The organism is Laceyella sacchari, from assembly GCF_004343255.1.
In the GTDB taxonomy this organism is placed as follows: Bacteria; Bacillota; Bacilli; order Thermoactinomycetales; family Thermoactinomycetaceae; genus Laceyella; species Laceyella sacchari.
The window spans coordinates 80,701-104,344 of the sequence record NZ_SMDD01000002.1 but is presented as its reverse complement, the minus strand read 5'-3'; the positions used below and the strand labels follow the sequence as shown (position 1 = coordinate 104,344).

At 50.8% G+C, this 23,644-nt stretch carries 23 protein-coding genes; 19 read left to right on the top strand and 4 right to left on the bottom strand.

The genetic code is table 11. The features are described from left to right. Positions 1 to 138 precede the first annotated feature (138 nt). Complete coding sequence (locus EDC32_RS07620; protein ID WP_132221156.1) at positions 139 to 477, top strand: hypothetical protein; 339 nt, start codon at positions 139 to 141, stop codon at positions 475 to 477. A 164-nt stretch (positions 478 to 641) separates the two neighbouring features. After that, positions 642 to 890 (top strand): twin-arginine translocase TatA/TatE family subunit, encoded by a 249-nt coding sequence (locus EDC32_RS07615; protein ID WP_132221154.1) that lies wholly within the window; start codon positions 642 to 644, stop codon positions 888 to 890. Positions 891 to 950: 60 nt separating this feature from the next. Here the strand turns inward: EDC32_RS07615 and EDC32_RS07610 are convergent, their stop codons facing one another. Together EDC32_RS07610 and EDC32_RS07605 are read right to left on the bottom strand one after the other, a co-directional pair. Beyond that, complete coding sequence (locus tag EDC32_RS07610) at positions 951 to 1,163, bottom strand: YbdD/YjiX family protein (protein WP_022737057.1); 213 nt, start codon at positions 1,161 to 1,163, stop codon at positions 951 to 953. 13 nt (positions 1,164 to 1,176) lie between these two features. Then, positions 1,177 to 3,252, bottom strand: a complete 2,076-nt coding sequence (locus tag EDC32_RS07605; protein ID WP_132221152.1) for a carbon starvation CstA family protein — start codon at positions 3,250 to 3,252, stop codon at positions 1,177 to 1,179. Between the two features lie 104 nt (positions 3,253 to 3,356). Between EDC32_RS07605 and EDC32_RS07600 the strand changes: the two genes are divergently transcribed. From EDC32_RS07600 to EDC32_RS07535, 14 genes are all read left to right on the top strand, one after another. Further along, on the top strand, positions 3,357 to 3,656 hold the full coding sequence (locus EDC32_RS07600; RefSeq protein ID WP_132221150.1) for a hypothetical protein: 300 nt from the start codon (positions 3,357 to 3,359) through the stop codon (positions 3,654 to 3,656). Then, on the top strand, positions 3,643 to 4,518 hold the full coding sequence (locus EDC32_RS07595; protein WP_132221148.1) for a LysR family transcriptional regulator: 876 nt from the start codon (positions 3,643 to 3,645) through the stop codon (positions 4,516 to 4,518). Before EDC32_RS07600 ends, EDC32_RS07595 begins: the two co-directional genes overlap by 14 nt. Positions 4,519 to 4,759: 241 nt before the next feature. Next, on the top strand, positions 4,760 to 5,047 hold the full coding sequence (gene gatC, locus EDC32_RS07590) for an Asp-tRNA(Asn)/Glu-tRNA(Gln) amidotransferase subunit GatC (protein WP_022737054.1): 288 nt from the start codon (positions 4,760 to 4,762) through the stop codon (positions 5,045 to 5,047). 15 nt (positions 5,048 to 5,062) lie between these two features. Beyond that, positions 5,063 to 6,529, top strand: coding sequence for an Asp-tRNA(Asn)/Glu-tRNA(Gln) amidotransferase subunit GatA (gene gatA / locus EDC32_RS07585; RefSeq protein WP_132221146.1), 1,467 nt, complete (start codon positions 5,063 to 5,065; stop codon positions 6,527 to 6,529). Next, complete coding sequence (gatB, locus tag EDC32_RS07580) at positions 6,526 to 7,959, top strand: Asp-tRNA(Asn)/Glu-tRNA(Gln) amidotransferase subunit GatB (protein ID WP_022737052.1); 1,434 nt, start codon at positions 6,526 to 6,528, stop codon at positions 7,957 to 7,959. Before gatA ends, gatB begins: the two co-directional genes overlap by 4 nt. 59 nt (positions 7,960 to 8,018) lie before the next feature. Continuing rightward, positions 8,019 to 8,330, top strand: coding sequence for a hypothetical protein (locus EDC32_RS07575; RefSeq protein ID WP_132221145.1), 312 nt, complete (start codon positions 8,019 to 8,021; stop codon positions 8,328 to 8,330). A gap of 32 nt (positions 8,331 to 8,362) precedes the next feature. After that, the gene (locus tag EDC32_RS07570; protein ID WP_132221143.1) at positions 8,363 to 9,130 is read left to right on the top strand and encodes a sirohydrochlorin chelatase; all 768 of its coding nucleotides are present in this window, start codon (positions 8,363 to 8,365) and stop codon (positions 9,128 to 9,130) included. Positions 9,131 to 9,288: 158 nt separating this feature from the next. Then, a complete protein-coding gene (locus EDC32_RS07565; RefSeq protein WP_158283277.1) occupies positions 9,289 to 10,383 on the top strand; it encodes a HupE/UreJ family protein in 1,095 nt (364 codons plus the stop codon). A gap of 60 nt (positions 10,384 to 10,443) precedes the next feature. Further along, complete coding sequence (gene gndA / locus EDC32_RS07560; RefSeq protein WP_132221139.1) at positions 10,444 to 11,859, top strand: NADP-dependent phosphogluconate dehydrogenase; 1,416 nt, start codon at positions 10,444 to 10,446, stop codon at positions 11,857 to 11,859. Positions 11,860 to 12,065: 206 nt separating this feature from the next. Further along, complete coding sequence (locus EDC32_RS07555; protein WP_132221137.1) at positions 12,066 to 13,367, top strand: NCS2 family permease; 1,302 nt, start codon at positions 12,066 to 12,068, stop codon at positions 13,365 to 13,367. A gap of 202 nt (positions 13,368 to 13,569) precedes the next feature. Beyond that, the gene (locus EDC32_RS07550) at positions 13,570 to 14,454 is read left to right on the top strand and encodes a diacylglycerol kinase (RefSeq protein WP_132221135.1); all 885 of its coding nucleotides are present in this window, start codon (positions 13,570 to 13,572) and stop codon (positions 14,452 to 14,454) included. A 125-nt stretch (positions 14,455 to 14,579) separates the two neighbouring features. Then, the gene (rlmD, locus tag EDC32_RS07545; RefSeq protein WP_342774502.1) at positions 14,580 to 15,941 is read left to right on the top strand and encodes a 23S rRNA (uracil(1939)-C(5))-methyltransferase RlmD; all 1,362 of its coding nucleotides are present in this window, start codon (positions 14,580 to 14,582) and stop codon (positions 15,939 to 15,941) included. Between the two features lie 128 nt (positions 15,942 to 16,069). Further along, positions 16,070 to 16,702 (top strand): nitroreductase family protein, encoded by a 633-nt coding sequence (locus EDC32_RS07540; protein WP_132221133.1) that lies wholly within the window; start codon positions 16,070 to 16,072, stop codon positions 16,700 to 16,702. Between the two features lie 182 nt (positions 16,703 to 16,884). Next, positions 16,885 to 17,472 (top strand): N-acetylmuramoyl-L-alanine amidase family protein, encoded by a 588-nt coding sequence (locus EDC32_RS07535; RefSeq protein WP_158283276.1) that lies wholly within the window; start codon positions 16,885 to 16,887, stop codon positions 17,470 to 17,472. A 68-nt stretch (positions 17,473 to 17,540) separates the two neighbouring features. Here the strand turns inward: EDC32_RS07535 and EDC32_RS07530 are convergent, their stop codons facing one another. Together EDC32_RS07530 and EDC32_RS07525 are read right to left on the bottom strand one after the other, a co-directional pair. Continuing rightward, positions 17,541 to 17,978 carry a peptidylprolyl isomerase gene (locus tag EDC32_RS07530; protein WP_022737042.1) on the bottom strand — a complete coding sequence of 146 codons (438 nt, stop codon included), beginning with the start codon at positions 17,976 to 17,978 and terminating at the stop codon, positions 17,541 to 17,543. 36 nt (positions 17,979 to 18,014) lie between these two features. After that, the gene (locus EDC32_RS07525) at positions 18,015 to 19,343 is read right to left on the bottom strand and encodes a UDP-glucose dehydrogenase family protein (RefSeq protein ID WP_158283275.1); all 1,329 of its coding nucleotides are present in this window, start codon (positions 19,341 to 19,343) and stop codon (positions 18,015 to 18,017) included. Positions 19,344 to 20,216: 873 nt separating this feature from the next. Between EDC32_RS07525 and EDC32_RS07520 the strand changes: the two genes are divergently transcribed. From EDC32_RS07520 to pcrA, 3 genes are all read left to right on the top strand, one after another. Then, positions 20,217 to 20,525, top strand: a complete 309-nt coding sequence (locus tag EDC32_RS07520; RefSeq protein WP_132221127.1) for a YerC/YecD family TrpR-related protein — start codon at positions 20,217 to 20,219, stop codon at positions 20,523 to 20,525. Between the two features lie 206 nt (positions 20,526 to 20,731). Then, positions 20,732 to 21,466, top strand: a complete 735-nt coding sequence (gene pcrB, locus EDC32_RS07515; protein ID WP_132221125.1) for a heptaprenylglyceryl phosphate synthase — start codon at positions 20,732 to 20,734, stop codon at positions 21,464 to 21,466. Beyond that, a complete protein-coding gene (pcrA, locus tag EDC32_RS07510; RefSeq protein ID WP_281275216.1) occupies positions 21,450 to 23,627 on the top strand; it encodes a DNA helicase PcrA in 2,178 nt (725 codons plus the stop codon). Before pcrB ends, pcrA begins: the two co-directional genes overlap by 17 nt. The last annotated feature ends 17 nt before the right edge of the window (positions 23,628 to 23,644 follow it).

The following is a 23,644-nucleotide window of genomic DNA, read 5'->3' as shown; positions in this document are numbered from 1 at the left end:
ATTCAGGTTATTATATAATATACATGAGATTGTCGTGCGGGTTGGGAAGGAGCCGATCAGTAACAAGGCTTTTGTAGAAGGTTGATGATAGAAAAGAGAAGCGTAAGAGAATAACTAAGAGGGTTGGGGCTGATGGTTATGGAGGAGATCAAATCGCTCATCTATGCGGTGCTTGAACGATTAGATGTCCAAGGAGCGAGCGTGGAGCAGTTGAAGACGGACATGAACCGGATGCATGAAGATATGGTGCGGTTGGAACAGCGTTTGGAGAAGTGGGAGCGACATTGGGTCGGATTGGAAAAGGACATGAAGGAGATCAAGCAGGAGATCGCGTCGATGCAACATCGGCAACAAACATTTGATGAACAGCTGGCACGAGAGGAAGAATGGCAATCTAAGATCATGCAAGCGTTGGCGCTCTGCTCGCCGGAGCAAAAAAAGGAGTTGTCCAAGCTGATGGACAAAAGCGTGGGTTGATGTGAAAAGCGCTGTTGGACAGTGCTTTTTTTGTTTAGGTGAAGATTTAAAAGGAAAAGCCCAGTGCGAGGGGAAAATAGGCTTTTCTTTTCTATTGGTGGCAAATAGCTGTATAATACAACTGAGCATGTGCCCGATCTTTTTTTGCCGGAAGGAGGGAAATCATGGGCATCAATGGGATCGAGTGGATTCTGATCTTTATCGTGGCCTTGATTCTGTTTGGGCCGAAGAAGTTGCCGGATTTGGGACGAGCCCTTGGCAAGTCGATTCGCGAGTTTAAAAACGCGACCAATGGCTTGATGGATGATGACGACAAAAAAGAGAAGCCTCAGGCAATTGAGGCGACTGTGACGGAACCTGCTTCCGCTAAAGCCGAAGTGAAGAAAGAAGAAGTGAAGCCGCAAACTAACTAAGGGATCTGATGCGCCGGCAAACAAAAAGCCAGACAGCCATATGGCCGTCTGGCTTTTTGTTTAACAGCACCGGCGAATGCTCCCGCCGCCATATTTCTCATCGGTGGCCCGACGATGGAATTCCGCTTCGGTAAGTGGGGTTTCTCCAGGATGATGCTTGTGAAAATGCGCGAGATACCGCTCGTAGTCTGGTACCCCGGCCATGCCGTTCAGATAGGATGCCAGCGCTTTCAACATTTTAAGCCAGATTGGGCAAGTCGCTTGTTTCTCCATGACTTTCCCTCCCTTATACTCCAGGTTGGCGTGGGATATAGGGTGCCTCCTTCAGCGGAAGGTTTTCTCGCTTGACCAGCACTTTGTACCAGACGCGCACCGCATCGAAAATGATGATTGCCACCAAGGCCATGAAGAGGATAGTCATCACCGCGTCAATGTGGTTGTTGAACGCGATGCGCTCCATCTCTGCAATGGATTTGGCCGGTGCCAGCACTTGTCCGGAATCGATTGCCTGCTCGTATTTATCGGCTGCCTGCAAGAAACTGACAGAGGGGGAGTCATGGAATAGTTTTTGCCACCCCGCGGTCATCGTCACCGTTGTGAGCCAAACGAGCGGAACAAAACTAACCCAAGCATACACCGCTTTACCCATTTTGATGAGAATCGTCGTGCCTACCACCAATCCCACAACCGCCAACATCTGATTGGCGATGCCGAATAGCGGCCACAGGGTGTTGATGCCGCCCAGTGGGTCAATTACGCCCTGGTACAAAAAGTAACCCCATCCGGCCACGACCAGACCGCTGGCCATGATGTTGGCGGGATACCAGTCTGTTTTTCCTAACTTGGGATGGAAATGCCCCAGCAGATCTTGCAAAATGAAACGGCCGACCCGTGTGCCGGCGTCAATCGTCGTCAGGATGAACACCGCTTCAAATAAGATGGCGAAGTGATACCAGAAGGCCATGAGTGTCTTTCCGCCGATCACGCTGGAGAAAATGGTAGCAATACCAACTGCCAAGGTGGGGGCGCCGCCCGTGCGTGACAAGATCGACTGTTCACCGATGTCGTTGGCCAAATTTTGCAGGTCGGCCGGTGTGATCGTGAATACTTCGCCGAATTTGGAAACCGTAGCAGCAGCGGAGGCTACGTCGGTGCCGATGATGGCTGCCGGGCTATTCATGGCCATGTAGACGCCTGGTGTGAGCAGGCAGGCGGCGATCAGTGCCATCACCGCGACGAGTGACTCCATCAGCATGCCCCCGAAGCCGATCATCTGCGCATGGGATTCGCGCGTAATCATTTTGGGAGTGGTGCCAGATGACACCAGGGCGTGAAACCCGGAGATGGAGCCGCAAGCGATGGTGATGAAGACGAACGGGAAGAGGTCGCCGGCAAACACGGGGCCAGTGCCGTCGATAAATTTAGTGATGGCGGGCATTTGCAAATCAGGAAGTACAAGCAAAATACCGAAGGCCAGCGCGAAGATCGTGCCCACTTTCAGGAAGGTGCTCAGATAGTCGCGGGGAGCCAACAATAACCAAACCGGGATAACAGAAGCGATAAAGCCGTAAATAATCATGAGCCAAGCGATGGTGGTGCCTTCCAGGGTGAAGTAGGCGGCTAGCGTGGGATGGGTGGACACCCATTGCCCCAGATAGAGAGAAAGAAGGAGCAAGGCAAATCCGATCAATGAGGTTTCCAGCACTTTCCCCGGCCGCAAATAACGCATATAAACGCCCATGAACAAGGCGATGGGGATGGTCATGGCGATGGTGAACATGCCCCAAGGGCTGTCGGCGAGCGCTTTGACGACTACCAAGCCCAGCACGGCGAGTAAGATGATCAGAATGCCGAGAATGCCGATCAGGGCGGTGAAGCCCCCGACGGGCCCGATCTCTTCCTTGACGATGTCGCCGATGGATTTTCCGTTTCTGCGCATGGAACCGAAGAGAACGATAAAATCATGCACGGCGCCACCGATTACGACCCCGACAATGATCCACAGGGTGCCTGGTAGATATCCCATTTGCGCGGCCAAGATCGGACCGACGAGCGGGCCGGCGCCAGCGATTGCTGCGAAGTGGTGCCCAAACAAGACCCATTTGTTGGTGGGGACGAAATCTTTGCCGTCATTGTGAACCTCGGCTGGCGTTTTGCGATTGTCGTCCAATTCAAATACTTTTCTGGCCAAAAAACGGCTGTAAAAGCGGTAGCTGATGGCATAAGAGCAGATGGCAGCCGTCAGTAGCCAGATGGCGTTGACCGATTCACCGCGTTGTAGTGCAAGGATGGCGAAAGCGGCGGCGCCAAGCACAGAGATGCCTGTCCATAGCAGATAAGAAAGCCAACGAGAACGGATCATACCCTACCTCCTCAAGAGAGCAGTGTTAAAATAGAGATTTTATTCTAATTATATATACAATTTTTAAAATGGCAAATCGTATTTGCATCGTAATGATGCATACTGTGAGCGGTAAAGAGAAAAGAGGGAAGGGAAGCAAAGTTAAAAAGGTGGTTTTCGGAACCGATGAGGATGTCACGGATGCCAGAGTCCGCCCACTTGAAGATCGCATTGTTCATAGCGGTTTGAGATCACTTTTGGATAAGTTAAAGCCATGCTATCCACTTCCATTATACGGAATATTTAAACAATTATTTTGCGGTTGCATTATAATGTTTAAATTTATTTATGTTAAACTATTAGTGTTAATAATAGATATCAAAAAAAATCATACACAGGTGATGCTGGGACATGAATATCAGTGATTTGGAAGTATTTAAATCCGTGGCCACCCATAAAAGCATCAGCAAGGCGGCCGTCCGCTTGAATTATGTTCAGGCCAATGTCTCCAACCGGATCAAAAAGATTGAGTCGGTGTTTCAGACACAGTTGTTTTACCGAACAGGTCGGGGCGTGGAATTGACACCGAAGGGAAAAGATTTTTTGGAATACGCCAAAAAAATTCTAGCTCTTTATGAAGAAATGAAACAGTCCATCCATCACCTGCCACCCGCCCCCGATTCTTTGGCTGTTGGTGCGACAGTCATTACATCCAATCTCCACATGTCACCCATCATCTCCCTTTACCATCAATTGCATCCCCAAGTAAACCTATCCTTGTCGACCGGCACCACCGAAGAGCTTACCAATGCCGTGCTTGCCAATGAATTGGATGGCGCGTTGGTGATTGACTTCGACAAAGAAGTGAAGCTCGCCAAAGAGTACATTATCGACGAAGAATTGGTTTTGATTATGAACGCTTCTCATCCCCCGTTGACCTCGTATAAAGACTTGCAAAATCAAACGCTGCTTCTTTTGCGGCAGGGATGTCGATACCGGGCCAAGTTGGAACGGTGGTTGACTGAGGAACAGATCATCCCTCATAAAAAAATAGAATTTTATACGATTGAAAATTTGCTGGGGTGCATGCGCTCTGGAATGGGAGTGGCGCTCGTTTCTCGTTCCATGAGCGACAAATTGGTGCAGGAAGGATGGATTCGCAGTTATCCCATCCCCAAACAATACCGAAAGGAGAGCATCGTATTCATTTGCAAAGAGGAAGCAGTGGAGACACTGGAGCCGTTTGTGGCGATCATCAAGGACTACTTCCGCCAATACAGAACATAATTTCACAAGCAGACAAGCTTCGTCAAGAAGAGATGGAATATTTCGATTGTTATTGTGTAAAAGGTGAATCAGGCTGTTGCCGACATTCCTTTGCGAGTGTTCAGATGGTAGACAGCCCGCTTCAGGGCACTTTGTCATCCGTCTCGGCACTCCTTAGTGAGTGTTGGCTTTCTTTTTGTGCTATACTGTGAAAAGATTTGACTTATGATGCAAGGTTTATTGTTTGCGGAGGTGAAGAAAATTGTCTATTTCCAAAGAACAAGTGCAAAAAGTAGCGATGCTGGGCCGATTGAAGTTGTCCGAGGAAGAAGCGGAACAATACACCACCCAGCTTAACGATATTCTTCAATTTGTGGAAAAGCTGAACGAGTTGGACACAGAAAACGTGGAACCGACGAGCCATGTCCTGCCCATGCAGAATGTGCTTCGGGAAGATGAGGTTCGGCCTTCGCTTGAGCGGGACAAAGCATTGGCCAATGCGCCGGAGCAACAAGACGGCATGTTCCGTGTGCCAGCTGTATTTGAATAATAGGGGGGAAAGGGAATGTCTTTATTGCGTGACTCATTGAAGGAAATACATAAACGACTTTCCACTCGCGAATTGTCGGCAAGTGACTTGGTTGAAGAGTCCTTGGCGCAAATTGCGAAAGTGGACGGCGACGTGCGCGCTTTTTTGAAAGTAGATGAAGAAGGGGCGCGCAAACAAGCAGCAGAGCTGGATGAAAAGTGGGCTAATTCCTCCACACGCGGCTTGTTGGCAGGATTGCCGGCCGGGCTCAAAGATAACTTGTGCACGGAGGGGCTGACGACTACTTGTGCCAGCCAGTTGCTTGCCAACTACAACCCGATTTACAATGCCACCGTTGTCGATAAGCTTGCTGAAGCTGAATCGGTGACTGTCGGCAAACTGAACATGGATGAATTCGCCATGGGTGGCTCTACGGAAAACTCCGGTTTCCATCCTACATACAATCCTTGGGACCTCTCCCGGGTGCCGGGTGGTTCTAGTGGCGGTTCTGCGGCAGCTGTCGCTGCGGGAGAAGTTTATTACGCTTTGGGCTCTGACACAGGCGGATCGATCCGGCAACCAGCGGCGTTTTGCGGCGTGGTCGGCCTTAAGCCTACCTATGGACGGGTTTCCCGGTACGGTCTTGTCGCTTTTGCTTCATCGCTGGATCAGATCGGTCCGTTGACCAAAAACGTGGAAGACGCCGCTTATGTGTTGCAGGCGATTTCCGGGCATGATGCCAAAGACTCTACGTCGGCCCAAGTGGACGTGCCTGACTTCTTGTCCGCCTTAACGGGCGATATCAAAGGGCTCAAAGTGGCAGTGCCCAAAGAGATGATGGGTGAAGGGATCGATGCGGGGGTTAAAGAGCGCGTTCAAGCGGCGATCAAGAAGCTGGAACAAATGGGAGCGGTGGTGGAAGAGGTGTCGTTGCCTCACTCCGACTATGCCGTGGCTGCTTATTATCTGATCGCTCCAGCGGAAGCATCGTCCAACTTGGCCCGTTATGACGGGGTTCGTTATGGTGTGCGCAAACAAGGGCAAAACCTGTTGGACATGTACCTTGAAACGCGTAGCCAAGGATTCGGCTCGGAAGTGAAACGGCGGATTATGTTGGGTACGTATGCGCTTAGCTCGGGTTATTATGATGCGTACTATTTGAAAGCGCAAAAAGTGCGCACCTTGATCCGTCAAGATTTTGAACGGGTATTCGCTGACTATGACGTCATCGTTGGTCCGACGACGCCGACGACAGCCTTTAAGATCGGAGAAAACATCAACGATCCGTTGACGATGTACATGAACGACATCTTGACCATCCCTGTCAACCTGGCTGGATTGCCCGCGATCAGCGTGCCGTGCGGCTTGGCTGAAGGTTTGCCGGTCGGCCTGCAAATCATCGGCAAAGCATTTGACGAAGCGACCGTACTCCGTGTGGCACACGCGTTTGAGCAAGAAACGGAACGACTGCCTGTTCCGCCGTTGGGAGGGAAACAAGCATGAGCAAATATGAAACGGTGATCGGACTGGAAGTCCATGTGGAGCTTTCCACGAAAACCAAGATTTTCTGCGGCTGTTCTACGGAATTCGGGGCTCCGCCAAATAGCCACACCTGCCCGGTGTGCCTGGGACATCCCGGAGTGCTGCCGGTGCTTAACAAAGAAGCGGTCAACTTCGCGATCAAGGCTGCTATGGCCTTAAACTGCGAGATCGCCGAATACAGCAAGTTTGATCGGAAAAACTACTTCTATCCAGACTCACCCAAAGCGTATCAAATCTCGCAGTATGACCAACCCATCGGGCAAAACGGCTGGATTGAGATTGAGGTGGATGGGGAGAAAAAACGAATCGGGATCACACGCCTGCATTTGGAAGAGGATGCAGGAAAGCTGAACCACCTGGAAGAGGGAGAAGGCTCTCTCGTCGATTTCAACCGGGTCGGAGTGCCATTGATCGAGATTGTATCAGAGCCTGATTTGCGCTCTCCGGCGGAAGCCAGAGCATATCTGGAGAAATTGAAGCAGATCATTCAGTACACCGGCGTGTCCGATGTGAAGATGGAAGAAGGATCGCTTCGCTGTGATGCCAACATCAGCTTACGGCCGGTGGGACAAAAAGAGTTTGGCACCAAAACGGAAATGAAAAACCTCAACTCGTTCCGCAATGTGGAGCGGGCGCTGGAGTATGAGCAAGGACGCCAAGCGGAGATGTTGGATCGGGGCGAGAAGATCACTCAGCAGACCTTGCGCTGGTTGGAAAATGAAAATCGCACCAAGTTGATGCGCAGCAAGGAAGAAGCGCATGACTACCGCTATTTCCCAGAACCGGACCTGGTGCGCCTGCATATTTCAGAGGATTGGAAAGAAGCGATCCGTCGCGAGTTGCCGGAGTTGCCGGATGCTCGTAAGGAGCGTTATATGACAGAATTCCAACTGTCCGACTACGATGCCACGATTCTTACCAATACCAAGGCAGTTGCCGATTATTATGAGCAAGTGGTTGCGGCCAATGTCGACCCCAAATTGGCCTCCAACTGGGTGATTACTGATCTGTTGGGCTACCTCAATGCGGAAGGGAAAGAGATCACGGACATCGTGATGACGCCCGCTCATCTGGCTGGCATGATTCAACTGATCCAAAAAGGGACGATCAGCACCAAAATCGCTAAAAAAGTGTTTAAAGAGATGCTTGAAACTGGTAAAGAACCAAATGTGATCGTCGAAGAGAAGGGCCTTGTCCAAATCAGCGACGAAGGGCAGTTGCGTGAGGAAGTGACCAAAGTGTTGGCGGCCAACCAAGAGTCGGTGGAAGACTTGAAAAACGGCAAAGACCGCGCACTCGGTTTCCTCGTGGGTCAAGTGATGAAAGCGACCAAAGGGAAAGCCAATCCGCAACTGGTCAATAAATTGATTAAAGAAGAAATCGGACTATAAAAGGTTGGGGAGCTCGCCTTTCAAAGAGGCGGGCTCCTTTTAAAAAGGGGGCGACAGAGATGTTGGGCTTTTACCTGATCATCGCTGTCTTGTTTCTCGGCGGAGGGCTTTATCAACTGTTTGTCGCTCAATTGCCCGTCTTTGCCGTACATTCATTTTTGGTAGCACTTTATTTTTATGTCACTTTTTATGAGCTGAGAGGTAAGCCGTTTTCCCGTTATGTGTATTTGATTACAATCGGGTTGCTGGTGGCCGACGGGTTGGTGAATCTATTGCTGGTGTCTGAAAGCATATTGAGCGGGTTGGTTAGCGTGTTTTTCGCTTTTCTCTGCCTGCAATCGTACCGCCGCATCTATCGAAAAAGAGCATAAACAGGCAGTTGAAAACACAGGGGTGAGGCTGGATGGGTAAACGCGGTGTGCTGGTGATCGCGCATGGTTCAAAAAACAAAGATTGGGTGCACTTGGTTGACTGTGCTGTGTCCCAAGCGGCAGTAGATGCTCCGCTGGCGACCAGTTTTTTGGAGTATGTGCCTGGACGGTCGGTAGCGCAAGGGATCGCGTCGCTGAAACAGCAAGGGGTGACTGACCTTGCCGCGGTGCCACTATTCGTTTCCTCTGGAAGCACCCATATAGAAGAGATCCGTCACCTGCTGGGCATGGGGGGCGAATCTCACAAGGAAATGATTCAGCAGGCGGTGCCAGGCGATCTGGTTGTTCGCTTGTGCCCAGCCATGGATGATCATCCGTTGATTGTGAAGGTACTGGCCGAACGGGCGGGTTCTCTATCTACCCAGCCAGCAGAAGAAGCGTTATTATTGGTGGGGCATGGGAGTGACCAGACTGGTTTTCAGGAACGGTGGCAGGCGATGATGGAGAGTTTGGCTCGGCAATTGCAAGCCAAGCTGGGATTTGCCGCTGTTGCCTGTGCGACCTTGTTGCCAGACAATGTACGACAGCAGCTTTTAGCGTTGTCAACAAGGTACCGGGTGTTGGTTGTGCCCCTCTTTTTGAGCGAGGGCACTTTTACCCGGAACAAGTTGCCAAAGCGACTCAGTGGCGCCGAGGTGCTGTACACGGGGCAAGCTTATTTGCCCAGCCCTTTGATTCCGCGCTGGATCGAGGCGGTTGTGCAGGAAGTATGGGCAGTGAAACCGATAAGCTCCCCTTGACTATAAGGGGGGCTTCAGACTATGCTACTCTCTAATGATTTCAAAGCAAAAGGACAACACCCGAGGTGCATAGGCGTATGAACATTTTCGCTAGTTGGGCAAATGCCTTCGTTCAAACGTGATATAATCGTGAGTATGTTTGACAAGGAGTGATGCCGATGCAAAACGGGTGGTGCAGGTGGTTGACCTTCGTCCTGGCCTTATTTTTGTTATTGCCTGTGCATCAAACGTCCGCCCATCCGTTGACCATTGTGTCGACGAAAGCCTCGTTGCAAAAGACATCTCTCACCGTGGAGATGTTGGTGGAAGCAGCCTTATTGGCGCGGATCGATGGGATTCGATTGCAACAAAATGAACCATTGTCACCTGAAACCAAATCCAAACTGGAGCGCGTAATCCGTCAATCTTTTAAGATCAGCAATGAAGATCAGCCGATGCAGATGCGCTTAATGGCTGCAGAGTGGCAGAACCATGCGCATGTGGAACTGAAGTTGGTTTATTCATCCAATCAAAAATTGGGCAAGCTATCCTTTGTAGACGACCTGTTTTTTGACGTAGCAGGTAAACAGCATCAAAATGTGCTGACCCTCTTGGAAAATGGAACGAAGAGCACATTTGTCTTCAGCGAGAGTGTCAGGGAGTTGACGGTTCATGCCGGAACGGCTCTGTCTTGGTGGGTGGCCGCGCAAGAATTTTTCCAGCTGGGCGTGGAGCATATTTGGTTTGGGTTTGACCACTTGGCTTTTTTGCTGGCGCTTCTACTGGTGCGCGATCATTGGCGGGAGATGCTTAAGGTGGTTACTTCGTTCACCGTCGCGCATTCCATCACATTGTTCTTGGCGATGATGAATATCTTGGCTGTTCCGTCTAAATGGGTGGAAGCGTTGATCGCCCTCAGCATTTTGTTCGTGGCGTTGGAAAATGTTTGGTTGGCCCAAGGGAAACCATGGGTAAAGCGCTGGGTGCTGACATTTTATTTTGGATTGATTCATGGTTTGGGATTTGCGGGTTCTTTGGCGGATATCCAGTTGCCGAAAAACCATTTGTTGACGGCATTGTTTTCGTTTAACATTGGGATAGAAGTGGGACAAATCGTCCTAGTCGCTTTGGTGTGGCCCTTGCTGACTTATGCCTGGCGGTACAAGCCATCTGTCCTTGTGGCACGTGGCTTAACCATCGTAATCGCCTTGTTCGGGCTGGCTTGGTTTGTGGAACGGGCGTTTGCATGGGACATTCCGATGTTTGATTTGTAAAGCCTCACGGTAGATTGACACCGATGAGGCCAATGTGATGAGAAGAAAGGGTGGAGCCTGATGGCGAAAAGTGATATTGGCGTAATCGGCCTGGCAGTCATGGGCAAAAACTTGGCCTTGAATATTGAGAGCAGAGGATATACCGTGTCCTTGTTCAACCGGTCACCGGAAAGAACAAAACAAATGCTGGAAGAGCATGCAGGACGCAAACTGGTCGGCACATACACGATGCAAGAATTTATCAATTCGTTGGAACGTCCGCGACGGGTTTTGTTGATGGTGAAAGCGGGCAAGCCGACGGATGATATGATCGCCCAGTTGAAAAAGTATTTGGAACCTGGGGACATCGTGATCGACGGTGGGAACACGTTCTATCAGGATACGGTTCGCCGCAACAAAGAGCTGTCTGAAGCGGGCATTCACTTTATCGGCGCGGGTGTATCCGGCGGTGAAGAAGGGGCGTTGAAAGGGCCAGCGATCATGCCAGGCGGACAGCGTGAAGCTTATCAGTTGGTGGAGCCGATTCTGACGGCCATCTCCGCCAAAGTGAATGGGGAGCCCTGCTGTACATATATCGGTCCGGACGGAGCCGGTCATTATGTGAAAATGGTTCACAACGGCATTGAGTATGGGGACATGCAGTTGATCTGTGAAGCATACTTCTTGATGAAACACCTTTTGAACATGGATGCCCGGGAACTGCATGAAGTGTTCGCCGAGTGGAATCAAGGCGAATTGGACAGCTACCTGATCGAGATTACTGCTGACATTTTCGCCAAAGTGGACGAAGAGACCGGCGAGCCGTTGGTGGAAAAGATTTTGGACACCGCTGGCCAAAAAGGGACAGGCAAATGGACCAGCCAAAGTTCGCTGGACTTGGGTGTGCCTTTGACTATCATCACCGAATCGGTGTATGCACGCTTTTTGTCAGCGATGAAAGATGAGCGGATCAAAGCGAGCAAGCTGCTCTCTGGGCCGAAACCGGGCTGTACCGTAATTCAAGACCGCAAAGCGTTTGTGGAGTCGATCAGAAAAGCCCTTTACGCGAGCAAAATCTGTTCTTACGCACAGGGATTCGCACAGATGAAAGCCGCTTCCGACGAGTTTGGTTGGGATTTGAAGCCGGGTGAAATCGCGATGATCTTTCGTGGCGGTTGTATCATCCGTGCTCGCTTCCTGCAAAACATCAAGGAAGCGTATGACCGCGATCCCGGCTTGACCAACCTGCTCTTGGATCCCTATTTCAAAGGCATTGTGGAAGAATATCAAGAAGCATGGCGTGAAGTGGTTGCCGCAGCGGTGCTCAACGGCATCCCGGTACCGGCGTTTGCCAGCGCACTGAGCTATTATGACAGCTACCGCTCTGAGCAGCTGCCTGCCAACCTGTTGCAAGCACAACGGGATTATTTTGGAGCGCACACTTACCAGCGGGTGGACAAAGAAGGCGTGTTTCACACCCAATGGCTGGATAAATAATCGGCAAAAGAACGAAAGCGAAAACAGCACCTTTCCTTATCAACTGGGGAAAGGTGCTGTTTTTTTGCATGGTTTGGGAGGGGAGGATGCATCCTGTTATTGACCGGGTTAGCACAGATAGAAAAATCACCCATTGAAAAAAGATTAAAAAACGAATAATATTGTTGTTGTGATGTTTAATATTCGTGTTTCGGAGGAACTCATTCATGTTTAATATCAAAAAAGCTGGCTCGACTGTACGAAATGAAATCGTCGCCGGTCTGACGACGTTTTTCACGATGTCATATATTATTGTGGTCAACCCGATTATTTTGAAAGATGCCGGTGTTCCGTTTGAAATGAGCTTTATGGCTACGGTGATCGCAACGATTGTCGGTACCCTGATCATGGGATTGTTCGCCAATTATCCGATTGCGATTGCGCCGGCGATGGGGTTGAATGCTTATTTTGCCTATTCTGTGGTGCAGGGGCACAAGGGATTGGGGTATGAGGCTGCGTTTGCCGCTGTTTTCGTCGCGGGAGTGCTGTTTGTTCTGCTGTCCTTGACTCCTCTGAGAACCAAACTGATCGAAGTGATTCCCGGCAATTTGAAAAGCGCCATCACCGCCGGAATCGGTTTGTTCATCGCGTTTATCGGATTGCGCATGTCAGGGTTGGTGGTAGATCATCCAAGCAACTTGGTAGCACTTGGCGATCTGCACTCCCCTTCGGTGATTCTCACCTTGATCGGTTTGGCGATTACTTTGATCTGCCTGGCACTAAACATCAATGGTGCTCTGTTTATCGGGATGCTGGGTACGGGAATCATCGCTACCTTGATGGGGAAATTGTCATTTGACAAAGGAATCGTGTCTTTGCCTCGCATACCTGAACAGTTGGCGGTTTCCAATCCGGTCACCGCTGTGCAGGATGTGATTGATTTCGGCTTGTATGCAGTCGTATTTTCCTTTTTGCTGGTGACGCTGTTTGACACCACCGGCACCGTGTTGGGAGTGGCTAAACAAGCGAAGCTGATGGACGGGGATCACCTGCCGCGCGGGGAGCGGACCATCCTGGCCGATTCGCTGGCAACTCTCATCGGTTCGATTTTTGGAACGAGCCCAACTTCTGCTTATATTGAATCGGCATCAGGTGTAGCGACAGGAGGACGGACAGGATTGACGGCGGTTGTAGTGGCTTTGCTGTTTGCGGTGTCCGCTTTCTTCAGCCCGTTGATCGGTGCCGTGTCAGGGCTGTCGGCAATCACCGCACCCGCACTGATCGTGGTCGGTTCACTGATGATGGGGCATGTGGCCCATATCAAGTGGGATCGCATTGATGAAGCGTTTCCTGCTTTTCTGGTGATTCTGAGCATGCCATTGACATCCAGCATCGCTACCGGTATCGCGTTGGGCTTTGTCTCCTATCCGTTGATGAAGCTGTGCAAAGGAGAAGGTAAGCAGGTTCATCCACTGGTTTATATGTTTGCTGTGCTGTTCTTGTTCCAACTGGTTTACTTGCCACACTGATTGAAACATGTGTCCTGGCCTTTTCCCGGCTATTTGGCTACGGGAAAAGGCTTTTTTGCGCTCATGATAACGGGGAGTTGGCAGTTGGCGGGGGAAATCGACACAGGATTGTTCGATCTGAATGTGAAGTCGGGGTGGAAGTTGGGTAAACTAAAATCATAATGGAAGCATCCGTGAAAGCATACAGGGGGGTGGCAGTGAAATGAAACGCGCTCGCCTGATTTATAATCCAACTGCGGGTCGGGAATTGGTCGTCAAGCAATTGCCACAGCTGCTGACCAAATTGGAACAAGCCGGGTTTGAAACCTCTTGCTATGCAACGACCGAACGTTGGACGGCAGCGGAGGAAGCGCGCCAGGCGGCGGAACGGAAGTTTGATGTCGTGATCGCTGCGGGAGGGGACGGGACGATTCATGAAGTGGTCAATGGCTTGGCCGGATGTGAGCATCCACCCAAATTGGGCATCTTGCCAGCGGGAACAACCAACGATTTGGCGCGGGCGTTGCGGTTGCCACGGGACATTTTGGCAGCATGCGATGTCATCACTGGGAGCCGAACCACCTTGGTTGATGTGGGCAAATTCGGTGAGCGTTATTTCATCAACGTGGCCGCTGCGGGAAGAATCACCGAAGTTACTTATGAAGCGCCCAGCCGCCTGAAGACCATGATGGGTCCTTTCGCTTATTATGCAAAAGCGATTGAGAAGCTGGGAACCTTGCATAAGCCATTTCCGTTGCGTTTGCAGACTCCGCGCGGGGAGTGGGAAGCGGAAGTCCTGCTCTTTATTATTGCCAACAGCGTGTCGGTAGGCGGTTTTGAACGGTTGGCGCCCACGGCCGATATCAGTGATGGTCTGTTTGATGTATTGGTAGTGCCCAAGACCAACATGACAGATCTCCTGCAATTGGCAACATTGGCCATGAAGGGGGAGCATGTGCATGATTCGCGGGTGGTTTATTTCCAAACGGAACAAATCGACGTAGACTCGCCTGAAACATTGAAGCTGAATTTGGATGGGGAACATGGCGGCCATTTGGTGGGAAGGTTTGAGATTATGCCGCGCCGTCTCGAGATTTTTTGCCCTTAGCGTTCATCATACAGCGGTGGACGTTTTTTTCATGAATGGATAAAAGCCGCACGTCCCATCGGGCCTTGTAGCAGGCGGAACAGTATAGAAGATTATGATAGCTAATGGAGGAATGACTGTTGGTTGTGCAGCCAGGACAAATGATTGAGTTAGAGGTGACGGGACAGGCTCATGACGGAGCCGGTGTGGGCAAATATGAGGGATTCGCCGTTTTTGTCCCTTTGACTGTGCCCGGTGAAACTGTGCGGGTACGGATCGAATCCGTCAAAAAAAATTACGCGCGCGGCAAGCTGTTGGAGCTGGTGCAAGCCCATCCCGATCGGATCGAACCGGTTTGCCCCGTCTATGAGGCTTGCGGTGGCTGCCAGTCCCAGCACCTTTCCTATGAAGCGCAGTTGAAGCACAAACGGCAACAGGTGGCTGACCATTTCAAACGGATTGGCGGGATGGATGATGTGCTGATCCATCCGGTGTTGGGAATGAGTGATCCGTGGCGCTATCGCAATAAAGCGCAAGTGCCGTTCGGGCGGCGGCAGGGAAAAGTAGTCGCCGGCTTTTACTCACCAGGGTCTCATAATATCATTGACATGGAATCGTGCGTAATCCAGCACGAATTAAATGATGCGGCTATTCGCTTCGTCAAGGCGCAGGCCGAGGAGTTGGGCATCCCCATCTATAACGAGCAAAAACATGCGGGGGTGTTGCGCCATGTCATGGTACGAATCGGTTCCAACACCGGAGAAATGATGATTGTGCTAGTCACAAACGGAGAATCCCTGCCCAAGCGCAAGGAGTTGGTTAAACGGCTGGTGGCGGCGTTTCCAGAGCTGACATCGTTGGTGCAAAACATCAATAGCAAACGGACGAATGTGATCTTGGGTCCCAAAAACAAGCGATTGTGGGGAAAAGAAGTGATTCACGATACCATTGGCGATGTGAAATTCGCCATCTCTCCCCATTCCTTCTACCAAGTGAACACCAGCCAGACCAAAGTGCTGTACGATCAGGTTTTGCGCTATGCCGCCTTGACCGGAAACGAGACCGTCATCGACGCTTATTGCGGCATCGGTACCATTGCCCTGTACTTGGCTAAACACGCCAAACGGGTGTACGGCGTGGAAATCGTGCCTGAGGCGATTCGCGACGCCAAAGCCAACGCTCGATTGAACGGGATCACTCACGCTCATTTCGCCGTCGGAGCCGCGGAGGAAGTGATGCCCAAATGGTTGGAAGAAGGGATTAAACCGGATGTGGTCATTGTTGATCCACCGCGCAAAGGGTGTGACCCTGTGTTACTTAAGACGGTGGCTGACATGCGTCCGGAGCGGTTGGTTTATGTTTCCTGCAACTCCGCCACCCTTGCCCGGGATGCCAAGTTGCTCCTGGAATTGGGATATCGGGTGCAGGAAGTGCAACCGGTAGACATGTTTCCACAAACGGGCCATGTGGAGTGTTGTACGCTGTTGGTGAGGGAGCCTCGCTCATAACCAGTGGCAAGCATGTGAAAGAAAGTTTTTTTTGTTTTTGAGGTCTTTATTATTTTTGTATACTTAGTTACTATAATATAGTAAAATGAGTTTAACGAGTTATTTTTTATGAAAGGTGGAAATCGCTCATGACACAATCGACAGCAGCGTCGGCTATCGAAGTGATGCTAGCTCGCGGCAGTGTGCGCAAGTACCAAAAAGGAGTGGAAATGCCACAAGCGGATCTGGAGGAAATCCTTACACTGGCGGCCAAAGCCCCTTCATCCTGGAACTTGCAACATTGGCGGTATCTCGTCATCTCTTCGCCTGAGCAAAAGCAAAAATTGTTACCGATCGCTTACAACCAAGAGCAAGTGGTTGACTCTTGCGTCACGATAGCGGTGCTGGGGGATTTGGAAGCGAATAAAACGGGGCATCAGATCTATGGCGAAGCGTTGAAAGAAGGGCACATCACCCAACAAATCCACGACAACATGATTTCGCAAATTGATGGCGCGTATACCAACAACCCGCAATTTGCGCGCGATGAAGCGATAATGAATGCGTCGTTGTCGGCTATGCAACTGATGTTGGCAGCGAAAGCGAAGGGGTATGACACTTGTCCCATGGGCGGTTTCAACCGGCAGGCGCTGATCGAGGAATTTAACATTCCCGCACGGTATGTACCTGTTATGTTGATATCTGTGGGGAAAGCCGAAGCTCCGGCCCGTCCGACCAACCGGTTGCCGCTCGATCAATTGGTGATTCAAGACCGTTTTTGACGTGACGGGTTTTTAAGGCGATGTTCCAAGTGGAATGTCGCCTTCCTTCTTTTCCGAATCGGCCCGCTCCACGAAAAAAGAAAAAGTTTGGCGTGGAATGGTGTTTTGGTATAGTGTAAGACGGGAACTAATGGATAAGACGACGAGGAGTGGAGAATGGTGAGTCGTGAGGTGACATTGTGGTGTTAGTTTGCTTAGATCCGGGACACGGTGGTGCGGATTACGGAGCGGTTGGGAATAAATTATCGGAAAAAGAGGTGTGCTTAAACATCGCCCGTCACATCCGCAGGCAACTGCTTCGCTATGATGGCCTTCAGGTGACGATGACACGCTCGATGGATGTCACGACCAGTACAGAGGAGCGCATTCAATGGGCCAATCAGTGCGGTGCGGATTTATTTTTAAGTATCCATACCAACGCTTCCCTTGATCCGAAAGCATCGGGCTTCGCTTCCTATGTCAGCGTGGTCGCCGGATGCGAAACACGCCGGATCCAATGTTGGCTGCATAATCAAATCGCCTTATTCATGCGCAAGCACGGGGTGGCGGATTTGGGAAAGAAGAACGACACGGAGTGGATTGACGGACAGATGTTGGAGCTGAGACAAGTGAAGATGCCGGCGATTGCAGTCAAATCATTATATATCACCCATGAAGAAGACAATCACCTGTTATCCCTTGAATCATTTTTAGAAGAGTACGCCAAGTGCATCGCTGACGGCATTGCCCGCATTTATAAATGCAGACGGAAAGAAGAGGCGAGTGTTTAGTGATTTTTCAGCTAAAGAATTGAAATAGACTGCTAACCTTGATTAGGGTAGCAGTCTTTTTGTTGGGTTTATTCTTCCCATACTTCTACGGTTTTCATTTTTTCGCCTTGTTTCATGCTGGTTACGTATTCCATGCCGGATGTCACTTGACCAAATACCGTGTGGACCCCGTCCAAATGAGGCTGGGGCTCATGCACGATGAAGAATTGGCAGGAACCTGTGTCTGGGCCGCGATGGGCCATGGATAGCGCACCTGGTACATGGCGGTGTGGGTTGTTTTTCGTTTCGCAAGGGATGGTGTATCCTGCGTCTCCCGTGCCGATGCCATGGGGGCAACCGCCTTGGCTGACGAAGCCGGGGATGACCCGGTGGAAGGTGAGTCCGTTGTAAAACCCTTCGTTCGCCAATTTTTGGAAGTTCTTCACGGTGTTAGGTGCAGCTTCGGGGAAAAAGTCAATCAGAATTTGGCCCCCGTTTTCCAGTTCGATACGGCCTTTGATCGCCATGTGGAACTCTCCTCTCTTCGCAATACGTTTCTCATTCTACCTTACCTGTTTCTCGGATTCAAATGTCTTTACACAGGGGCGACCGATGGAATGGTACTCCAACGGGCAAGACCCGGCTAACATCTTGATTTCTTGAATGGAGAATAGGTTGCACCCATCAAATAAGAGCGGTTCTTTAGGTAATTCACACATTCGTTTCCAATTAATGGCGCGGAAATCGGGCCAGTCCGTCAGAATGACGATGGCATCTGCGCCTTGCATGCAGGTGTATGGATCAGAAAATAATTCCACTTGAGGATAAGGAAACGCCTTCACCAATGGGTCGTGCGCAACGATGTGGGCCCCCTTGGCCAAGGTGATCTCGGTGAACCGAAGGGAGGGGGCTTCTCGGATATCGTCAGTTCCCGGTTTGCAGGAGAGTCCGAACAAGGCGATGCGTTTATCGGCTAGCGCGTCCAGACGTTGTTCGATTCTTTCCACGAAGCGCGTCATTTGCCAAGCGTTGACTCGGTCAGCCGCTTCCAATAGCGGCAAGGGGACTCCCTCCGCCCGAGTCGTCTGAATCAGTGTGTGGATGTCTTTCGGGATGCATGAACCGCCATAGCCGATACCCGCTTTGAGAAAATGCGGGGCCATGTGGGGATCGTTTTCAATGCTTTGCGCGATATCAGTGACATCTGCGCCAAACGTCTCGCAGAGTTGGCTAAACATGTTGATATAGGAAATCTTCATCGCCAAAAAAGCGTTGGCCGCATAATTGATAAGTTCGGCGCTGGTACGCCGGCAAAATTGAATGGGCGTTTGATTGAAATGATACAGTTCGTTAATCAAAGGAATGGTCGATTCGTTTTCGTAGCCGACAACGATGCGGTCAGGGGAAAGGAAATCGTCCACCGCCCGCCCTTGTTGCAAAAAATCTGGATTGTGGACCACATCGAGAAATTGGATGTGATGGTTATTGGATAGCCGTTCGGCGAAGGCATCGGTTGTCCCGACCGGAACGGTGCTTTTGATGATGACCAACTGCCCCGCTTGCCCGTAAATGGCTAGCTGGTCACATATTTCCCACACTTGGCTGAGGTCGGGCGAGCCATCTGGCAGGGAAGGCGTTTCCACCGTCACAAACAGGACGGTAGATTCTTTGATGGCATGTGCGATATCCGTCGTGAAGCGGATTGCGCCGCCGGACTGCGCTTGGCGCAACAGCTCTGCAAGCCCTGTTTCGTAAATGGGTGGTTTTCCGTTTTGCAACTGGTCGATGGTGGCTTGCGCGACGTCCACGCCGATGACCCGGTGCCCTTGAGTGGCCAGGCAAACCGCAGTCACCAATCCGACATAGCCTAATCCGATAACTCCGATGTGCATGTTTCTGCCTCCCTTGCAAGTTGAGCCGTTCTTTTCAAACATGGTTCCATCAACCCGGCGACACCCCGTCCGATGTGTGATTGGCGCCCTCTCTCAGGCATCCGTCGACGGTACTCGTTTCATCGAAGAGGGAATCAAACAATCAGGATACAGAAAAAAGGGAAAACTCGCGAAAGAGCGACTTGATCGACGACATGTTCGCCTTTATTGACTTCAGGAGCGAGGAGCTGGATGATGCCCCTTTGGCCGTGAAGGTGATGGACGAGGCGGCGCAAGCCTGTCATCTCCATTGAAAGCAAAAATTCCCTATATTTTATATTAGGTGGCTTTTGTAAAAAATGGGTTGAGGAAGGATGAAAGGTTGATTTGATTTATTTATGCCGAAACCGGCGAAGCCTGGCTGCTCCACACGGAAGAGCGCCTGCTGCTTCCGGTCTTTGCTGACGCAGTGGATTACTTGAACTCTTGTAGCTCTTATGTTTCACCTTGATACACAAACCATCACCTCGTTTCGTCAGTGGAAACTCTTTCCTCCATTGTACCAATTGTGCATCATGGTGCGCATCTTTCGCCCGTGAATAATTTTTCAGCCACCTATGTCGAGCAGATCAGTGGCATCGGGGATGATCGCAAAAGACGTGCCAAAACCAAGTAGTTCTTGTATACTGTAAATGGACACAGACAGAAAGCGCTTACTCTTATGAATAGTGGGGCTTCTGCCGACTGTTCCCACCCACGTGCGGTAAGCTGCACATGCGGAGGGATCAGGGCATTTGGTTAAAAGGGAATAGGACAAAAATCTTTTCACACATGAAAGAATGTGTTACTTTAAAGAGTAAAAGCTATAAGCCCTCGCCATGAGGAGGAAAAAGGATGCAACTCAACAAGTTGAATAAAAAAGAAGTCGAGCAATTGTTCAATGCAGTACTTCATCTAGAGAATATGGAAGATTGCTATCGATTCTTCGAAGATCTCTGTACCGTGAATGAGATCAAATCCCTTGCGCAACGCTTGGAAGTGGCGCGCATGTTGGAAGAGGGTTACACCTACAACCAGATTGAGACGGAGACGGGAGCGAGCACGGCTACGATCTCCCGCGTCAAACGGTGTCTTCATTACGGCACGGATGGGTATAAGCTCGCTTTGGATCGCCTGTATAAAGAGGAAGGCAACAAAGCCTGATCGCAGGCAAGAAGGCCGGTACCCCGAAGAGCGATCGTGGCAACAACTGCTTTTTTCGCTGACGTGACCGCGGGAGGCAAGCGCGCAAAAAACGGTTCCGGCCCTTTGTCACCAAATAGTCCCCGCTTATTCATATAGGCGGGGTTTTCTTTTGCCACAATACCCAGTGTATAATAATGCTTGTAGGTTTGGGGGCGAGATGAGCAATGACAATATTGAGAGAGCGGGCCGCCAGGTGGCGGCATGTGTTTAAATTAGACCCGAACCGGACGATTTCCGATCTGGCCCTCAAGCTGGTATGCAATGCGGGGACGGATGCGATTATCGTCGGCGGGACGGATGGGATTACGTTTAAAAACACAAGGGATTTGCTCCATCGTGTCCGTGAATATGGAGTTTTGTGTGTGCAAGAGGTTTCGGAGATCAATGCGGTGGTACCGGGATTTGACGGATATTTGATTCCCACCGTTATCAATACGAAGGAAGCGCGCTGGATTCACGGTGCGCATGTGGATGCCTTGCGCAGGTACGGAGACCTGATCCCGTGGGACAAAGTGCTGTTATTGGGGTATACGGTGCTAAATCCGGAAGCCAAAGTGGCGCGCCTCACGCAGGCGGAGACGGCTTGCACGGAGGAGCAAATGGTCGCGTATGCGCGTTTGGTCGAACATTTGTTTTGCTGGCCGGTGCTGTATATCGAATACAGCGGACGATTTGGTGATATGGCGTTGGTGGATGCTGCACAACGTGTATGCAGGAAAAGCCGTATCTTTTACGGCGGTGGTATCACCACAAAGGAGCAAACGGTGGCAGCGGCTGAGCTTGCCGACACCGTCGTCGTCGGCAATTTGATCTACACCCATGCAGAACGGGCGGCTAAGACGGTCAAGTGGGTGAAAGAGACGAATAGAAAGGGTGATCAGCGTGTTAAAAACCGGTGAGGAACTTCTGCGGGGACTAAATCCGATGCAGAAGCAGGCCGTGGAAACAACCGACGGGCCGGTTCAGATCATTGCGGGAGCGGGCAGTGGCAAGACCCGCGTGCTGACACATCGCGTGGCGTATTTGTTAGCGGAGAAAGGGATTCATCCTTGGAATGTGTTGGCGATCACATTTACCAATAAAGCGGCGCGGGAGATGAAGGAGCGCATTGGCCAGTTGGTGGGCCCGATGGCAGAAGAAATCTGGATCTCCACATTTCACTCCATGTGCGTCCGCATGTTGCGCAGAGACATCGACAGGCTGGGTTATTCCCGCAATTTCACTATCCTGGACACATCTGACCAGTTGACGGTGATCAAACAAGTGTTAAAAGAGCAAAACCTTGATCCCAAGAAGTTTGAGCCGCGCACTTTGCTGGGCAAGATCAGCCATGCCAAAAATATGTTGTACGAACCGGGTGACATGAAGGCGCATGCCCAGACGTTTATGGATGAAGTAGCGGCTGACGTGTATGAGAAATATCAAGACAAACTGCGCACCAACGAATCGCTCGATTTTGATGATTTGTTGATGGTGACGGTGAAGTTGTTGCGAACCCAACCCGAAGTAAAAGATTATTACCAGCGGAAGTTTCAATACATCCATGTTGATGAATACCAAGACACCAACCATGTGCAGTACATCCTTACCAAGATGCTGGCCGAAAAACATCAAAACCTTTGTGTTGTGGGCGATTCGGATCAGTCCATTTATCGGTTCCGCGGTGCAGATATCACCAATATCCTCAATTTTGAACGCGATTATCCCCAAGCGACCGTGATCAAATTGGAACAAAACTACCGTTCAACCAAGAAGATCTTGGCCGCCGCTAACCATGTGATTGCCCACAACATCGAGCGCAAGCCGAAAGAGTTGTGGACGGACAATGATGAGGGAGAAATGCTTCACCTGTTTGAGGCGGGGACGGAGCATGAGGAAGCGCACTATGTGGCCGAGCATATTTTACAGGGTCGCAAAGAAAGGCAACCTTATAAAAACTTCGCCGTTCTCTACCGCACCAACGCCCAGTCGCGGGTGTTGGAGGAAGTGATGATGAAGGCCAACATCCCCTATTCGATTGTCGGCGGAATCAAATTCTATGAGCGCAAAGAGATCAAAGACGTGCTCGCTTATCTACGCCTTATCGTCAATCCGCATGACGATCTGAGCTTGACGCGGATCATCAATGTGCCCAAGCGCGGCATCGGCGCAGCGACATTGGACAAGATTGCGAGTTATGCCCGTGAACACGGATTGTCGCTGTTTGGTGCTTTGTTGGAAATGGAGGAAATCGGTCTGACGCAACGCACATTGAAGCCGCTCAGCGAATTTGTGGACTTGGTGCGCCACCTGCACGCCATGATCGAGTACTTGTCGGCGGTGGAGATCACGGAAGAGGTCTTAAAGCGTAGTGGTTATCGCGAGGAATTGAAACGGGAAAACAGCTTGGAAGCTGCCAGCCGGTTGGAGAACATCGACGAGTTCCTATCGGTGGCCCAAGAATTTGAGAAGCACAATGAAGATAAGTCGCTGGTTGCATTTTTGACCGATTTGGCACTTATCTCCGATTTGGATGCATTGGGGGACGAGCAGGAAGAGGCGGACAAGGGGGATTCAGTGGTGCTGATGACCCTGCACAGTGCCAAGGGGTTGGAATTTCCCACCGTCTTCTTGGTAGGTATGGAAGAGGGGATCTTCCCGCATATGCGCTCGTTGGATGACGAAGACGAGATGGAAGAAGAACGCCGGCTCGCCTATGTGGGCATCACACGGGCAGAGAAAGTGTTGCATCTGACGCGCGCCCGGACGCGAACGATCTATGGACAAACCACCTCCTACTTACCTTCACGTTTTTTGAAGGAGATTCCGGCAGAGTTGGTGGAAGAAGTTGGTAGCAGGCAATCAGTCAGCAACGCCACCCCGCGCAGAGTCGTGCGGCCGACCCCCAATGTGGTGGCCGATTGGCGGGTGGGAGATAAAGCCGAACATGCCAAGTGGGGCTTGGGAACAGTGGTAAAAGTACAAGGGGAAGGCGAGGACTTGGAATTGAACATCGCATTTCCGGCGCCGATCGGCGTGAAAAAGCTGTTGGCCAAGTACGCCCCGATCAAAAAAGCGTAAGGCGTCATGTGGCCTGT

Coding starts and splice junctions, on each gene's coding strand:
- EDC32_RS07565 (WP_158283277.1), top strand. CDS start 9,289: ATGCAAAACGGGTGGTGCAGGTGGTTGACCTTCGTCCTGGCCTTATTT.
- gndA (WP_132221139.1), top strand. CDS start 10,444: ATGGCGAAAAGTGATATTGGCGTAATCGGCCTGGCAGTCATGGGCAAA.
- EDC32_RS07520 (WP_132221127.1), top strand. CDS start 20,217: ATGCAACTCAACAAGTTGAATAAAAAAGAAGTCGAGCAATTGTTCAAT.
- EDC32_RS07610 (WP_022737057.1), bottom strand. CDS start 1,163: ATGGAGAAACAAGCGACTTGCCCAATCTGGCTTAAAATGTTGAAAGCG.
- EDC32_RS07575 (WP_132221145.1), top strand. CDS start 8,019: ATGTTGGGCTTTTACCTGATCATCGCTGTCTTGTTTCTCGGCGGAGGG.
- EDC32_RS07605 (WP_132221152.1), bottom strand. CDS start 3,252: ATGATCCGTTCTCGTTGGCTTTCTTATCTGCTATGGACAGGCATCTCT.
- EDC32_RS07595 (WP_132221148.1), top strand. CDS start 3,643: ATGAATATCAGTGATTTGGAAGTATTTAAATCCGTGGCCACCCATAAA.
- EDC32_RS07525 (WP_158283275.1), bottom strand. CDS start 19,343: ATGCACATCGGAGTTATCGGATTAGGCTATGTCGGATTGGTGACTGCG.
- EDC32_RS07550 (WP_132221135.1), top strand. CDS start 13,570: ATGAAACGCGCTCGCCTGATTTATAATCCAACTGCGGGTCGGGAATTG.
- EDC32_RS07615 (WP_132221154.1), top strand. CDS start 642: ATGGGCATCAATGGGATCGAGTGGATTCTGATCTTTATCGTGGCCTTG.
- EDC32_RS07530 (WP_022737042.1), bottom strand. CDS start 17,978: ATGGCGATCAAAGGCCGTATCGAACTGGAAAACGGGGGCCAAATTCTG.
- gatB (WP_022737052.1), top strand. CDS start 6,526: ATGAGCAAATATGAAACGGTGATCGGACTGGAAGTCCATGTGGAGCTT.
- EDC32_RS07540 (WP_132221133.1), top strand. CDS start 16,070: ATGACACAATCGACAGCAGCGTCGGCTATCGAAGTGATGCTAGCTCGC.
- EDC32_RS07620 (WP_132221156.1), top strand. CDS start 139: ATGGAGGAGATCAAATCGCTCATCTATGCGGTGCTTGAACGATTAGAT.
- EDC32_RS07555 (WP_132221137.1), top strand. CDS start 12,066: ATGTTTAATATCAAAAAAGCTGGCTCGACTGTACGAAATGAAATCGTC.
- pcrB (WP_132221125.1), top strand. CDS start 20,732: ATGACAATATTGAGAGAGCGGGCCGCCAGGTGGCGGCATGTGTTTAAA.
- gatA (WP_132221146.1), top strand. CDS start 5,063: ATGTCTTTATTGCGTGACTCATTGAAGGAAATACATAAACGACTTTCC.
- EDC32_RS07570 (WP_132221143.1), top strand. CDS start 8,363: ATGGGTAAACGCGGTGTGCTGGTGATCGCGCATGGTTCAAAAAACAAA.